This is a genomic window from Echinicola marina (genome assembly GCF_020463795.1).
Classification (GTDB): domain Bacteria; phylum Bacteroidota; class Bacteroidia; order Cytophagales; family Cyclobacteriaceae; genus Echinicola; species Echinicola marina.
In genome coordinates this window covers 1131259-1147282 of the sequence record NZ_CP080025.1, presented here as the reverse complement: position 1 = coordinate 1147282, position 16024 = coordinate 1131259, and the positions used below count along the sequence as shown (strand labels likewise).

At 40.8% G+C, this 16024-nt stretch carries 11 protein-coding genes; all 11 read right to left on the bottom strand.

The genetic code is table 11. From position 1 onward, the window contains the following. Positions 1 to 115 precede the first annotated feature (115 nt). The 11 genes from KZP23_RS04690 to KZP23_RS04640 all read right to left on the bottom strand — a co-directional run bounded on the left by KZP23_RS04690 (position 116) and on the right by KZP23_RS04640 (position 15962). Positions 116 to 1156: a FecR family protein gene (locus KZP23_RS04690; RefSeq protein WP_226334950.1), complete on the bottom strand. Its 1041-nt coding sequence runs from the start codon at positions 1154 to 1156 to the stop codon at positions 116 to 118. A 93-nt stretch (positions 1157 to 1249) separates the two neighbouring features. Continuing rightward, on the bottom strand, positions 1250 to 1849 hold the full coding sequence (locus KZP23_RS04685) for an RNA polymerase sigma-70 factor (protein ID WP_226334949.1): 600 nt from the start codon (positions 1847 to 1849) through the stop codon (positions 1250 to 1252). 172 nt (positions 1850 to 2021) lie between these two features. Then, the gene (gene mobC, locus KZP23_RS04680; protein ID WP_226334948.1) at positions 2022 to 4013 is read right to left on the bottom strand and encodes a conjugal transfer protein MobC; all 1992 of its coding nucleotides are present in this window, start codon (positions 4011 to 4013) and stop codon (positions 2022 to 2024) included. A gap of 3 nt (positions 4014 to 4016) precedes the next feature. After that, positions 4017 to 5213 carry a relaxase/mobilization nuclease domain-containing protein gene (locus KZP23_RS04675; RefSeq protein WP_226334947.1) on the bottom strand — a complete coding sequence of 399 codons (1197 nt, stop codon included), beginning with the start codon at positions 5211 to 5213 and terminating at the stop codon, positions 4017 to 4019. A gap of 1 nt (position 5214) precedes the next feature. Next, positions 5215 to 5601 (bottom strand): plasmid mobilization protein, encoded by a 387-nt coding sequence (locus tag KZP23_RS04670; RefSeq protein WP_226334946.1) that lies wholly within the window; start codon positions 5599 to 5601, stop codon positions 5215 to 5217. 185 nt (positions 5602 to 5786) lie between these two features. Further along, on the bottom strand, positions 5787 to 6002 hold the full coding sequence (locus tag KZP23_RS04665) for a hypothetical protein (RefSeq protein ID WP_226334945.1): 216 nt from the start codon (positions 6000 to 6002) through the stop codon (positions 5787 to 5789). Positions 6003 to 6414: 412 nt separating this feature from the next. Continuing rightward, the gene (locus KZP23_RS04660; protein ID WP_137402974.1) at positions 6415 to 7125 is read right to left on the bottom strand and encodes a M48 family metallopeptidase; all 711 of its coding nucleotides are present in this window, start codon (positions 7123 to 7125) and stop codon (positions 6415 to 6417) included. Further along, positions 7118 to 10360, bottom strand: coding sequence for a type I restriction endonuclease subunit R (locus KZP23_RS04655; protein ID WP_137402975.1), 3243 nt, complete (start codon positions 10358 to 10360; stop codon positions 7118 to 7120). The genes KZP23_RS04660 and KZP23_RS04655 overlap by 8 nt, the downstream gene beginning before the upstream one ends. A 21-nt stretch (positions 10361 to 10381) precedes the next feature. Then, positions 10382 to 12688, bottom strand: coding sequence for a hypothetical protein (locus KZP23_RS04650; RefSeq protein WP_137402976.1), 2307 nt, complete (start codon positions 12686 to 12688; stop codon positions 10382 to 10384). Between the two features lie 227 nt (positions 12689 to 12915). After that, positions 12916 to 13779 carry a hypothetical protein gene (locus tag KZP23_RS04645; RefSeq protein WP_137402977.1) on the bottom strand — a complete coding sequence of 288 codons (864 nt, stop codon included), beginning with the start codon at positions 13777 to 13779 and terminating at the stop codon, positions 12916 to 12918. Beyond that, positions 13767 to 15962, bottom strand: a complete 2196-nt coding sequence (locus KZP23_RS04640) for a Piwi domain-containing protein (protein WP_226334944.1) — start codon at positions 15960 to 15962, stop codon at positions 13767 to 13769. Before KZP23_RS04640 ends, KZP23_RS04645 begins: the two co-directional genes overlap by 13 nt. Positions 15963 to 16024: the final 62 nt, after the last annotated feature.

Genomic DNA, 16024 nt, shown 5'->3' with positions numbered 1-16024 from the left:
AGGAGCCACTTCTTTTAGAGAATCTAACCACGGCAAAGCCACGGCCTTTTCTTGATTATACAGATCTGTGGTTTGTTAAACCGATATGAAGAAAGTTACCGTTAACCTCCTTAGTCTATTTGGGTTTTATTCGATATGTATTTTCACCGGCTCCATACCATCCGGCATTCATAACCAGACTTATTTTTTCCAGCATGACAAGAAGTTCATCTTCGGTATTCATGGTGCCATAATACTCCCGGTTGACCATGCTTGAGTCCAACTGAATTTTTACACCGTACTGACGCTCCATATCCTGAACTACTTCTTCCAGTCTGGCCGCCTCGTACCGGAAGATACCGTTGCGCCGGGAGAGGTACTTACGGGCATCCGTAACCATTTCTTTTCGAATGGACCGGTTTTCTTTTTCGAAAACTGCCTGTTCATTGGGATGAAGGATGGTCGGCGATTTGTTCTTTTCCCCGGCAGGTTTTAACGACACAGCCCCTTCCAGAAGGGTGACCGTCACATCTTCATCCCCTTCATAAGCTGTCAGGTTAAAGGACGTGCCGAGGACTTTGGTTTCTAGCTGCCCTGAGAGGATAATAAAGGGATGCTGCTTATCAGGTTGCACCTCGAAAAAGGCTTCTCCTTTTAGATTCACCTCCCTTACCGGCCCTCTGAACTCCATAGGGTACTCCAAAACACTTCCTGGGCTTAGCCATACTTGGGTGCCATCCGGTAGGGCTATCGTTTTTCGCTCTGCTTTACTTGTAAGCATTGTTTCCATTTTAACCGGTGCCAGGATATTCAGAAGTTCATAGCGGAAGAAATACCCGATGCCCAGCAACAGTACCAGGGAGGCAGCGATGGATAGTATCGTTTTTCTCAAAACTCCGTTTTTAGATGCAGGAGTTTTTTCCCTTGTAAATGATGGACGACTAATCCGGTTATGCACACGCTCCAGGGCCTGGGAAGTATTGTACCCCCTTATTTGGTCCAGCCATTGGTCCCGTAGCGTTGAATCCTGTAGCTGCTCAAATAATTCCTTGTTCTGCGGGGATCGGTCTATCCAATCCCTAAGTTCTACTTGCTCGGATAATTCAAGTCTTTGGTTCCCGGCTTGTTTTTTAAGCAGGTAGATTACCCTTGCGATATGGGCAGGATCGTTTTCCATATTCTTCCGTTGCGCGATTTTTCCTTGCTTTTACTTCTATCACGACACGGAAAGAGAATAGTACCTATTGGGGCTATAAAAATTTTAAAAAAATTACTCGAAGGTTTGAGTCAGCAAATGGGCATAAGGGTAGATCATCAGCAGCATGAACTGATCCTGGGATATTTTTTTGCGCAAGATGGCCAATCCCCTGAGCTTATGATTTTTTACCGTTTGTACAGACAGCGACATTTCCTGGGCGATCTCCGGTAGGGAAAGCCCTTCTATATAGGATTTGCGGATAACCGTTCCACATTGGGTAGGAAGGGACTCAATGGCCTGATGGATCTCACGGATCACTTCAGCCCGGATCATGTTGGTCAGGTGGCTTTTTGTATAACCCTCAGCGGTATCTAAAAAGTGGGTGTTCCGCTCTGCAGAACGTGCCGTAGTCTTGATAAAATCCAAACAGGCATTCTTGGTGGACTTGTATAAAAAAGAGCGAAGATGATCCCTGGAAGAAAATTCCATCTTCTTTTGCCAGAGCTTTACAAACAGGTTTTCCACTACATCCTCAGCATCGGTCTTGCTTTGCAATATCCTTTCAGCATAGAAGCACAATCCGGGATAAAACTCTTCAAACACCAGGTCAAATGATTGCCGATAGGCAAATGAATATTTTGAGGCATTATGGTTAGTTTTATCCAGAGGCATGTAGTATTAAGCAACTTTCTACTGTATTGAAACAGCTATGTATAAGAGAGTTAGTTTCCTAAATATAATGATATTTTTAAAAATATAGTAATACTCCTGGAAGAGCTCTTAAGAAATGCCTGAAACTGCATATCTCACCTTCCTTATGACAGGATCGGTATGGTTTTCAGCTTTATTTACCGGATTCTTTAGCGAAGAGCAGTTTGTTTAAGCCGGGAGTATTGTGGATTCTTTCTATTTCCAGATCAATGATCTCCTGAACATCCAGTTTAATGTCCTTATAGTTATCCACTATCTCCGGCGTTGACACATCCCGCACCTTGGGGAGGGGCTGGTAATTCCCTGCTTCCAGGGCCAGGGATTCATGATCGTTGATGATCTCATTGTGAAAGGCTTTCAGTTCCATTTTTTGATCCGGGGTATCGGCCACCATACCGACAAACTCCCCGGAGGAAAGGGATGAGATCGTAGAGGGAGGTACCGCCTGGTCCAGCTGCCTGGATTTCGTGATGGACGTATCGCTTCTGTTAATGGAGATTGTTTTCCGGTCCTGCAGTATCTTCCCGAACCTCTCGGAGAGTTGTTTGGCTGTTTCTCCCAAAACCTGGCCACTGATAAAATTCCCTACCGTGTTCATGATCACTTCTGCCTGTTCCCGCCCATAGTCTTTTCTAAGCTGACTGTAATCCTGAACGCCCAGACAGGTGGCTACCTTATTGCTTCGGGCCGTGGCAATAAGATTATCCATCCCGTTGAAATAAATGGTGGGAAATTCATCAAATATTAAACTGGATTTTAATTTGTCCTTTTGGTTGACCAGTTTGGTGATCCTTGATATATAAAGAGAAAGTACAGCTCCATAGACCTGCTGCTTTTGCGGGTTGTTACCCATGCATACGATCTTTGGTTCCCCGGGATCATTGATATCCAGGGTAAAATCGCTTTCAGAGAGCACATAGTAAAGCTGTGGTGAGGATAGGCGGGCCATGGTGATTTTGGCACTGGCAATCTGGCCTTCCAATTGGTCGGTAGCTCCTTTTTGATATGCCGAAACAAAAGGGTTGATCAGCACCTCGATCTCCGGCTCGGTCCGGAGTACGGGAAAAAGTTGATCGTATTCCACTTGCATCAATTCGATGACATGAGGAAGTGTACAGTATTTCCCGTGCCTGTGTTTTTTCAAAAACCAGATTACTGCCGTTAGAAAGTTGATCGGGGATTCTACAAAAAAGTCCCCCTGCTTTTTTATCCAGTCACGGTTCAGTCCCATCATTATAGTACGGGCGGCTTCGCTGGCATCGGTGATGTCCAGCATGGTTTCCGGTTCTAAAGGATTACAGCGATGGGTATGGGAAAGGCTGTCAAAATTGATGGTATAAAAGGATGGTTTTACGTTATAGGCATGCTGGTTCTTCAGTAAGGTATTGTAAGCGATAATCGACAGGTCATCATACTTAAAATCATATACAAACATGGAGAATCCCTTGGCAATATGTTGGGTGATCACGTGACGGATCACAAAATAACTTTTCCCGGAACCCGGTGTACCGGCAACCAATAAGGCCCTGAAGGGATTAATGATATTGACCCAGGATTTGCGGATCTTTCCTTTCAGGTTATAGCGGGCAGGCAGGTTTACCGAGTATTCGTTTTCTAAAAGCCGCTCTTCCTGCGGGAATGTTTCATTCAAATGATTGAATACGCTCTTTGCCATCTTTACCTTCAGCAGTCTGCTCAGCAATGCTCCCCCTGATAGCACCAGTAAGAACCCAACAGAAGTAACCCCAATGTAGAGCACCGCAACTTCTTCTCCTTCAAAATTCAGATAGAATATGCCATCACTCGCCCAGTACATCATCAATCCAAAGGTCAATGGCCATAATGCCTGGGATAATTTGAGGCCTTCGCTTTTCTTTCCTTTTGCACCGACCAGGGAAATCAGCAATAGTCCCAGGGCAAACCCCTTGGATATAAAGCCATGATCAAAAAGGCCTGTTTTGCGTAAACCCTTAATCAACCGAAAGGTAATTTCATGGGTTAGTCCCCAGGCTTCAAAAGCCGAAAAGCAATAGTAATAGAAATGGAGACATAACATTCCTATGCTAAGCTTGCGGGTAAGGTCAATAATTTTCCTTAGACCTTCGGTACTTTCACCGGTCTGCATGTTTTACAACTGTTTCTTTTTCCGTTTTTTCTTCTTTTTCTTTTGGCTCAACTCATACGGGGTGGGTTCGTAACCCGAAGTTTGCGAGCCGGTTGAAGGTGATAAGCTTCGTATCTCCCGTGATTGCTGCTTTTCAGCTTGAGTTTCATTCGTAGATTTAACCATCAGGGCATTTAGGATGCCGTTGGCAGAAAATTCCTTGCCCAGGCTGCTTCCATTAAAGACACAGCGATGAATATGGTCGGTAAATGTGATCCCATATATTCTTCCTTCGCCATTTTTGCGAACAGTAAGTTGGACTCCCTTTTTTCGAAGTTCTGCCTGTAAATTTTCGAGGGAAGAAGATCTTGTTAAGGCATGGCTGACGGTTGATTGCAGCTGGCCCCTGTACGGTTTTCTTGTCGTCCTGTTTAGTTCGAATTTCTTTTCCAGTTTCTTATAGGTAGGTTTGGAATAAATGGAGCTGGCTTTGATAGGAACTCCTTTTCGGTTACCGTCAGCATCTGAAATGCAGTAGATCAATCCTTTCTTTTGGTACATTTTGCTGTCTTCTTCTCCCCGGTAGGCAGTTACATTGAATTGTCGCAATATGGCGTTCAACTCTGCAAGGGATGTGAACTTATAGTGGCGAACCACTTCTCCCACGATATTGGATATCGCCGCCTTCGTTTCGGTTTTACCGTATTCAGCTTTATCCAGGGGCTGCAGAAGGTTGACACGCTTTCGCTGTTGTTCTTCAGCTTTGACCAGCCCATACCTTTGTTCAATATCTTTTCTGGCCTTCTCGGATTGGATGCGCCCCAAATTGTGCGTCTCGATCCTTTGCCCGTTCTCCCGGATATTAGTAGTTACCAGATGAATATGTGGGTGGGCTGCATCGAAATGCCGGTACACCAGATAGGGCTGCTCTCCAAATCCAATACCTTTCATGTAGTCCTCTGCGATCTTCCAAAGTAGGGTTTCATCCATTTTGTCCCTGGGAGAGAAGTTCAGGGAGATATGAAGTGCATTTGTTTTGGTTCTGGTATTTGCTTCTATGATTTCCTGAAACCTCATCAGCTTTTTTTGGAAATCAAGCTCTTTATCCTGGCTGAGATACCCCCGTGCTCCGAGGAATTTGGCCTGCCCCTTCTCTACCTTGCTTTCATTATAGTGAAGCACTCCCCGGATCGTTTTCCCTGTGGTGATCCTGGCAACCATATTACAGCTTGGACAGTTGGGAGACCATCACCATCAGTTGCTCCGTTTTCTGGCCGACCTTTTTATATAGAGGCAAGATCTTCCGGGCAAAATACCTTTTCTCTGTCGGGTCGGGATGACCGTTGAAATAATGCGTGATCTGGTTGATGTTGACCCCTATGGAGCGGAGCTCTCCCTTTACCTTTACAATTTCAGATTTCAGTTCGTCCAGGGAAGCATTCCTTTTTTTTATGGTCAACTCTTGTTTGAAAAGAATGGTCCTCACCAGCTCACTGAGGTTCCGGCAATGGGCCGATTGGGCCAGGAGTTTTTTCAGCTTCTGGACTTCTCCCGGCAATAACCTTACTGTCAGCCAATAGGGTTTTTCCGGGGACTGATTTTTTTCCATACATCCGGGGATTTAAAATTCGACTTCGGAGAATTTTACCCCTTTCGCCACTCCGGCAGCGAAAGGGCAAGATGGGATTGTGGCACAATCCTACATCTTGCTCATTGCCAAAACGCAATGCCATCCTTTGGAAAAGCGGGTGCTTCGCCTTTCCAAAAGGAGATAATAATGTTGGAATGCGAAGGCTAATTTTCCAGGTTCCACACCCATTCGTCTGCGGCCATTACCCAATCTCTTATCGGTGCTCCGGTTTCGTTTTTCCAGTCCATGCCCTGGTAATAAAAATAGAATACCTCGGCTTCGGCCTCAGGGATATGAAGGTAGTTGAAATAGGATTTTACTTCTTCTAATTTCGGCGGTACTTGTCTTGAAAATGATAAATTGTGAGCATCTTGTGTCATGTCGGATTTCATTTTGATGATGCTCAAAATTGTGGAAGTGACCGTTGGAATAGTCACACTGAAACCCGAAGGGGGATGAGTTTTTTTTAGAAATTTTCTTTAAATGTGGTGGGTAAAAAAGCAAGAGTGTTTCGCTATGGAGCTAAGAGAAATAGTGGAATATTCTTGCTGCGCGTCCCTAAAATCGGGTGAAAGGAATGAGGAACTTGAGTTTTTTATTAGATTTTCCAAAAAAACTATATTGAATACGTTTGATCATAAATTAATTTGTCATGATGAGCTCAGCAGAAAGAATCTATCAAGAATTGATTAGGGAACCAGCTTCTATATGGTATATATCCGATGAATTTGGTTCAAAAATAATGGTCAAGACCTATGAGACAAGCATAAAATAAATATTGTAATAGAGAGACTAAGTTAAAGACATCTCTAACCTCTCTTTCCATTTCTTCCAATCAGGCATTATTTTCTCCTGTAAATCGTAGAAAGCTTTGGTGTGGTTGTGGTGTACGATATGGCAGAGTTCATGAATAATGACATATTCAATACTTCCTTTAGGTGCTTTGATTAATTCCGGGTTTAAGATCACTTTGCCTTTGGGAGTACAGCTTCCCCATCTTGTCGGCATATGGAGGATTTGCAAGGTAGGCTCCTCAATTTTATACTTTTTGAAAAGGGGTAATAAAGATCGTAGTGTGGCCTTGAAATGGCTGGTTGCTTTCTCTCTATACCACTCCTTTAATAGTTTTTCAGGGCTTTGGCTTTCTCTTTTGAAAACGATTAAACGCCCTCTGTATAGCTTCACTTCATTGGTTTGAGCCGGTTCTATTCTCAATCGGTACTGTCTGCCTAAGTAAAGATGTGTTTCCCCGTTTACATATTGCCGGGGTGGAGTTAAGGGATGATAGGATAAAAACTCATTTTGCTGTTTGAGTATCCAGGGAGCTTTCTTTTTAAGCTTTTCTTTCAGGTTGTCTTCAGATGTCTCTACAGGAGCAATTACTTTCACTGAGCAATCAGGGTAAACACGAATGCCCAGGGTCTTTCTTTCCTGATAAGTCAACTCATAGCTTATTTCTTTGGAGCCAAAAGAGAGTTTTTTGTACAGTATATCCTTAGACATATTTCAGTTTTGCTACTTTTAATCCTTCTTCTACAAGTTGATCAATCAAATCTAGGGGCAGGCTCAAGCCTTCCTTGCCTTTCAGGTCAAATAGGTAATCATCAATATCAATTCGGATTTTTCCTTCTATATCTGATTTATTGGGCCAGTCGATAATTAGCCTCCCATTTTCAAATACGCTATCTCTTATGACATCATCGATACCCTCAGCAACATGTGCAGCTTGCTCTTTATCGGATATATGTTCCTTGAAAATTTCACCGATGAGGTTATAAATGGCAATGGCGTTGTCTTTGCCTACAAGGTTCTCCGGTACATTTGTTTTTTGTCCATTGTGAAATGTCTCTTCATATTCCTGAGCTTTTCTGAGATATTCTACTTCCGAGATCCTCTGTTGGTGATAGTCTTCTATCGTATCCCGGATCAACCTTGAAAGCTTCTTATAGTAGACCGGATCTTCGTTCATTTTTACATTGATCGCCTTAATTGTCCGGCTGGCAATATGATCCGCCTTGGCTGCTTTGCTGGTAAGTTTTTCTACTTCTTGTTCCCGTTGTTCTTTGTCAAAAATATTAACCAGTTCCGTAATTTTCAGTACTTCTCCTTCGGTAGTGATGTGCTTGTCAATTAATTTCTGTACCTGTGGTTCGTACTCTTTGTATTCCAGGTCATCAAAATACCTTCGCTTAACAGATATTCTCAAGGCAAGGAAGAACTTGGCGTCTTGCTTGTATTTGTTGATCTGCTTTTCAGGAGTTTGAGTAACAAACTCAAAACTCGATAAAGCTAATTTTAATAAGCGGGCAAAGACAGAAACCTTTTCATAGAATTGGTGTCTAATGGCTTCATCCTGCAATAGTTCTTCGTAAGCCGGTTCATCGTATTTGTTCTTGATTTCCTTAAAGATGTCCCATACTTCTGAATGTGCCTGTGGAAGTTTTTTTATTTCCTCACTAATGTTGGTAAATGTTCCTTCCAGGTCGGCACTTTCAAAATCCATATCACCTGAATAGGTTTTTAATGCTTCATCGAGGTTGGCCAGGTTGCCATAATAGTCAACGATCAATCCATGTTCTTTTCCGGGAGCCAAGCGATTAACACGAGCAATGGCCTGTAAAAGGGTATGCTCTTTCAATTGGCGTGTGAGATATAGGACGTAGTTATTAGGAGCATCAAACCCGGTTAATAATTTGTCTACCACGATAATGATTTCAGGATGGTTTTGTTTTTTAAAAGCATTGATCAGTGATTTTTCATAGTTTTCTGCCTTACCATATTTATCCAACATGGCTTTCCAGAATTTTAAAACTACGTCTTCACTTTCCTCAAATGCATCGTCATGATTTTCCCGAACATCAGGAGGGGAGATCAATACTTCACAACTGACCTTGCCGATTTCCTTTAAGTATTCCCTGTAGCGAATGGCTGTAGTTTTATTTGGAGCTACCAATTGCCCTTTGGCTTTTAGTGTGCCAAATGAAATGCCCTGGACATGTTGCTCATAGTGATCGGATATGTCCCAGGCACGGGCATAGATGATTTGATCTGCTTTGTTGAGTTGATTGGTGGAACTGAATTTGCGTTTCAGGGCTGCTTTACCATAAGGTGTTAGTGGCTCGGAAACCCTGTCAAAGTAGTTATCTAAAGGCTTTTCATTGACTTCAATCAGGTTGTGACGACCTTCATATAACAGTGGGACCACTGCACCGTCTTCCACTGCATCAGTAATGGAATATACATCGATCAAGCCTCCAAACTTATTGGCTGTACTCTTTTCCTTTTTCATCAGTGGAGTACCTGTGAATGCAATGAAGCAGGCATTTGGGAATACCTTTTGCATTTTGATGTTGAAGTTTCCGTATTGGCTTCTGTGGCCTTCATCCACCAATACAAATATGTCTGGTGAGTCAAAAGACTCTTTACTGCGGTTAACGGCTGCCTCAAACTTGTGAATGAGAGTAGTAATCACGGAATCGGCTGAACTGGATAACAACTCCACGAGGTGTTTTCCGGTTTGTGCATTATCAACGGGGAGTTGACATTTTTTGAAAGTTTCCGTGATTTGATCGTCCAGGTCGATTCGGTCGGTTACCAATACGATTTTTGGGTTCTTAATATCCTGGTGTGTGGCGATAAGCTGAGCTAACATCACCATTGTGAGGGATTTTCCACTTCCTTGTGTATGCCAGATAACACCCCCTTCTCTTCGTCCTGATGTATCTTTTCGAGATACCTTTTGCAGGGTGTTTTTTACAGCAAAGTATTGCTGATAGCGTGTTACTTTCTTGATGCCATCATCATACAACGTAAAGTTGTACATAATATCCAGCAGCCTTTGAGGCTGGCAAAGGCTGTATAGCAACCTGTCTTGTTCGGTAGTGGTTTGGTTTTCTTTTTCTAGGTTCTCAAAGAAGTCCCACACGTTCTTAAATCGTTCTTTGAAGAGTACTGTTCGCTCATTCTCCGATAAAGGTCTGTTTTTGAGCTCCTGAAGTTTGTCCTGCCAGGCTGTTTCTTCCGCTTTTTTATGGAACAATTCTTTCCAGATGCTCCAAAACTCTTTTCCCGTAGCTGTAGTAGCATAGCGAGCTTCATTGCAGGCCAATCCCATGACCAGGTTGGAATACTGGTATAATACACGAATACCATCTTCCTGTTGATTGCGAAGGTGTTGTTCGATGGCCTTATCTACAGGTTCCTTGATTTTCGGACTTTTACATTCTATCACCACCACTGGAATGCCATTGATAAAAAGTACAATGTCCGGGCGGTAATGGCTATCCGTTGCACTTTCATTTCGTCCTGAACGTGTTACACTGTATTCTTCGGTGATATGGTAGGTATTATTCTCCGGGTTTCTCCAGTCAATGTAGTGGAAGGAAAAACTCTTCTTATCTCCTAATACTGATTGCTCAAAGCTTTTACCCAACGTGGTGAGTTCATAAAAAGTTTTGTTGGCTGCCATAAATCCGTCTTGTACAGGAAGATCCCGCAAAGCCAGTATGGCACTGTTTACATTGACTTCTGAGAAGGTAAATTCTTTTTGTTTGTATTCTATTTTATTTATGGATTGCAACTGCTCTTTGAGGATCGTTTCCAACAACACGTTAGATGTTCTTCCTCCTCTGGCCTCCAATGCCTGCTCAGGGGAGAGGTATTTCCATCCCAAATTCATGAGCAGCTTCAGTGCCGGAAGCTGTGAGATATGATCTTCTTTGAATGAGGGTATATTCATAACTTTTTCAATATTATTTGACTATTCCAATTCCCTAAGTTTATTTCTGAGTCCTTCAGAAACTTTATGGTTCTCCTTTCTTGCTTTGATATTGCCCTCATTCCATAACCTATTTTGTATTAGATATAGAAAAATTAGAATAACAGGAACCATTATTGCACTTGCTGTATTATAGCGATTTGCTTGATTGGTAATTGGGTTTTGTTCTAATGGAAGCACAAAGAATAATGCGGCAAAAACACATGGAATTACCCAAAGCAAATGCCACCACGTCTTCCTTTGCCATTTTCTCACATCAGCATCCTTTTCTTTTTCAATTTGGTCTTCGATTTCAACTCGTAGTTTCTTTTTTAGGATCTCTGCTTTCTCTTTTTCCCTTTGGGCTTTTGCATTTGCTTCCCCCGCCTCAAAATTAATTTTCTCTTGACTGCTTGCTGCATCTACTGTTTTTTCCAGACTATTCACCCTCTTACTCACCTTTTCAAGTGCCTTTTCGTACTGCTGGACATCAGATTCTAAAATTGATTTTATAGCTTCTAATTTTTGGTTTTCCTTTGCCCTCGTATTCGCGGTTTCTGTTGTCAAAGCCAATTCCTTCTGGGTATTCTCCAGTTGTTCTTGAAAGAATCTAAATTCCCTGTTGAGCTCAGATTCAATAAATTCACCTTGATTAAAATCTTCTTTCTGAGACTCTTTATGATACTTTTCAAGGAAAATATCTTGAGAGATTATATTGTAGACTACTCTTTCATCGTCAATACCTTGCGATTTAAGGTAGTTTACAATTTTTAGGACATCTCTTGATTTTGAAGAATCCTTATGAAATCCTTTTGAAGTAACCGCCTTTATGAAGGCTTTCTTATAATCTTTGGTTTGGATCGGTAAAATCCTTACCAGCTTGTTAAGGAGAAAAGAAGGTTTGAAAAAGACGGGGAAACTTTTGACATCATTATCATCCTTTATCTGGGACTTATCAAACTGGATTAGCAGGTCGTCTAAGGTCACGCCAAAGTATTTGATAGAATTGAGTGACACTTCTTCACCTTTCATTTCCTTGAGGCGGCTTTCCAATAGTAATTCGCGAAGAGTTATATCGTGCAGTGCCTGCTTCTCGCTTTTTTCTATTGGATGAAAAGGAATTTTTTTTGAATCATAGAATTCTTTTTTGATTTCATTTTTGCGGTTAATGTATTTGTAGAATTCTTGAACTTTCGCATTGATGTAGTCCTCACCGAGATGTTCAATTCTTTTGGCATTCCGTGCTATTTCGATGGTTTTATATTTGAGCGTTGTTTGGGATAAGCCAATGGCTTCAGACGGATGAATCGTACCCTCTCTGTTTTCCAAAAGACCTTCGTAGAACTTTTTCGAAAACCCATCAAGGTTTTCGCTTTTCAACATTGCTTTGATGGAGCTATCGGTTAGCTTATCATCTAAGAGATCGAAATCAGCCTTCTTTTTCCCAAGTTCTTTATAGGTAATATCTGAATAGCGCAGTTTGACCTTAATATGCTCTTTATTTTCTCTTACCAACTGGATAAGTGCTTTGCAAGCTTCATTTTCCGGGTGGGAGTGGAGGTCTAGCAATGAGTACAAAACATTCGTATCGAGGTAGAGTGTCCAATCTACAATTTCGTGGTTGATAGTATCTTGAGCTACATCCGCTTGAAAACCAAGTGAAGAAAATGAAAGGGTCTTCTGTGCCAAGTCGTTAAGAAAATTTAGGTCTTCCGTTGAGGCAAAATCAGGGAATCTTTCAATTACATATTTGAATAGGGTTTGAAGTTCTGGGGCATCAATATTCTTCATTGTAATTGAAAGAACGCTTTCGTAGTAGCTGTTCCCATCTCCATTTTTTATATGAGGATGTAACGTTTTGATGGCATCCTCTCCATATTCATAAAAAGAGTTATACAGATACTCTAAAAAGGTGTCCCATAGTAATTTTACTTGATCACCTTTTAAATCATGACCAAGATCATCTTTTATAAAGTTCTTGAAATTTTGATATCGACTTTTCTCCTGATCTCTTGCTTCTACGTCTTGAGTATCAATTGTCTCTTTCTCTTCTGCTGATAAGGAAAGTATCTTCTTCTCTTCAACGATTCGTTCTTCCTTTAGAAGGAAATTGACTACTTCATCCAATTCAGGTTGGTATGGCTCAAAGCTGAATTGCTCATTAATATATCCAGCTAAGTCTTTACGTTCACAGGAAGATATCTCATTAAGAGTTCTAATGACTACGGAAATAAATGTGTCCCTTCTGGTATCGGAAGCAGCAACCGACAAAGCGGAGAGTATTTTTATATGGTTTTTAAAATCTTTCATAACTTATCAGTTCAAAGTTTTAACTCGAATCACCCCTGTTAAAAGCTTTTGCATTAAGCCCTTTTTCTGCTCCTTGAGGATCTTTTCCAACAACACGTTAGATGTTCTTCCTCCTCTGTCCTCCAATGCCTGCTCAGGGGAGAGGTATTTTCATCCCAAATTCATGAGTAGCTTTAGTGCCGGAAGCTGTGAGATATGATCTTCTTTGAATAAGGGTATATTCATAATTACTTTGTATTTTGATAGCCAAAGGCTCTTAATATCAATTTTTGAAACTTGGTTTTCAGTTTAGGAATAAAGTTGCCTGACAAACCAATAATCGCTCCTAACCCTATAATCAGACTCAGGTCGTTTACAACCAGTTTTTTATCTTCAGGTAGTAGTTGAAGAACTTTATATGCTCCGTAAAGAACACCAACAATAAAAAGGTTGTAGGCCACTATTGAAAAAACATTAATTCGCTTCTTAAAGCGAGATTCGAACTCTAATAAACGAGAGACTTCGTCTGTATCTCTTGGTAGTTTAAACTGGATAATAATATCAAATGCTCGGTAATAAACGATGCGTATAAAATCGTTGTTGAATGATTCTTTTGTATCACTCATAGCATTGTACGCTTCATTTAATTGGTCATTGGAGATTTTAGATTTATCCAGTAAAAACAGGAATGCCAAAACCAAGGACTGATTATTGGCTTTGCTTTGATAATTTCCAGTCAATAAATTTTCAAAAGTGGTAGTGGTTTTACCCTTTGCTCTGTTACGGATAACACCTAAAAGCCAGTCTTTATCACAATCAAATTTTAACACCCCAATTACCAATGTGAAAATCAGGAAGTCGTCATGTACAAATGGTGCAGCAGAGTTCTCGGAAACTTTCCGCTTTGAGATTTTGGTGTACTGTGTATTAAAATCTGCCTTTGCATTCTTTTTTATTGCTTGTATAGAAGAGTAGTAGATAGCATCCGTTTCAGAAACCTCATTGGGCTGAGTTGTCAAGGTTTCATCAGATACCAAAGCAAACAGAGCCTTTTGCTTTGGCTGATCCGATAGGCTGCTTAAATAACTATGTTTCTCTTCTATAAAAACCATTTTTTTCTCTTTAAGGTGTAGTTCAGTTTATCAGCATCCCATTCCGGTATGTTTCTCATTTTTCCCAGGAGCCTGGAAATAAGATTAGAATACAACATGGTTGCTGGTTCTTCTCTTGGCAAAAAGCTTCTCCAGGACAAGTATGTGAATGAGTAAATCTGCTGTGTGATATAGTTCAAATCATAGAACATTAAGTCCTTTAATTCCGAATCGTCATGATTCCCTTGGGGTGTTCTAAGTTTAATTTGTATAGGAGTGCTCATACCGTGCTTGGCTGTTTTCAGCTCTCTTGCACCAAGCATCTGAACCAAGCTTGTTTCATCATCAATAAATACGTTGCTTCCTCGTTGAGGAATGAATTTTCCAATTAACTGATTAGAACCATACTTTTTTTCTCCCTGCTGATTCGTATCAAATAATATGCTCGGATGGCTTTTGCTAATTGTTACAAATGCAAACTTGATGTTGAATTGACTAATGTCTTTTACCAATTGACTAATAACATCAAACTCAACATTCTTTATGGGTTTGAAAATGTGAAAAATCAAACGTACCGTATCACCCTCTTGCCAAGCGTATTCGTCAGAAAGTCGGGTAATGGAACTCTTCAAACTTTTAAGTAATTCTTCAAAATAGCTTTCATACGGCACATCTTTCACCTTATCACCTAAAAGGTATTGACCATCGCTAGACATGAAGGTTGTAATACCCACAACACGGCTGCTCTCAGCTCCTTTATACATTCCGCTTCTCAACCAACTGTGCCCAATGCCAATTACTATCTCTCTATCAACTGAGCGTTGAGCAGGCAACACCCAAGGCGTACCACCAAGCTTTGCATAAATTTGTAATGCCAATGGATTAAGAATGTACTCGGAATAACTTGAAAGCGTTGTTGAACGAACAAATTGCACCGGTATTTCTAGCGAAAGTAATTTTGCTTTTATTTTATAATAAGGATTATCCCGATCTGATAAATTTCTGAACCTATCAGGAATTTCAATAATAGCCAAATGAGGCTTTTCATCATCATAATTGCTTATCACTCCCAAGTAATCTTCCAGTTGATAATCTGAGGTTTCCTGAATGATATAATTGACCTCTTGTAACTCATATTTCTTTAAAAGTCCTTTTTGGAAATATCTTGAATCAGGCAACCCGTCTTTTAAATGAGAAAGGAACTTAGTGAAATCCCCTCTTTTTGCTCGATGACAAATACTTAATACGAGAGGGTTTTTAATGTCAAAACTAATGCTGTCGTATGGGCCATAATTGGATAAGCCCATATCAGCATTCATATTATTTTTCTTAGTGCCGGCATGATCGTAAATAAACGTAGGCGTTTGCAAGTTCATGCTCTTTTGCACCTGCATAGGTATACTATCTACTTTGAAGCAGAAGCCATCCTTATTTTGAAATAGAATCGGATTGCCTTTATCAGAGAATAGATGTTTGGCAATATTGCTTATTTCACTGAACTGATTGACCGGGTTCTGTTTCTTGATACGTTCTTGACTAACGGCTGCCAAAATTTGATCGCACTTTTGCTCACCGGTAGCAAAATTCAAATAAGTCTGAATGTTACGTTTGGTTTTTCGTATAAAAAGCTCTTGTAAAGGAAAGCTCTTTTCACCCTCACTGGTAGATACACTTGCGGTATCTCCATTGATGGATTGCAGCGTTCCTACAAAGTCTTCATTGGGAGCCAGTACATTATCTAATCCTGGAAGTGTTTCGGCATGCAGCACTTCAAAGTCTGTTAAGTCAAACCCTTCTTGATTGAGCTCCTGACATGAAATGTTAAACACCCAGTTTCTTCGGATATTAACCACAAAGGCAAATCCTTTGGCATTGTTGATATTCGTTTCTCGAAGCTGAACTTCAATAAGCTTTTTGAAAGCAATTTTATGTTTAAGTTTTTCGGGCAGATAGCTTAAAATTAAATCATCCTTTTCTTGTCGAGAGTAAAAACGGAAAGGATAAAAATCTACCGGAATAAACCCTTGAAAACGGTCTTTAAAGGTTCTGAAAAAGATGTGTTTTGCCAATGATGCGGTAACCTTGGCATCATCATATACCGAACGTCTTTCAACTTTTCCGGTAAGTTGGTTTTCTTCATCTTCCTTATTGGATATAACAATTAAATTACCATCCCTAAAAAACGAATATGAAGCATTATACACCTGCCTCAACTCTTGCAAACGTTCATCAGAATAGGGTTCTGTGATTACCTGGTAATCTGTAA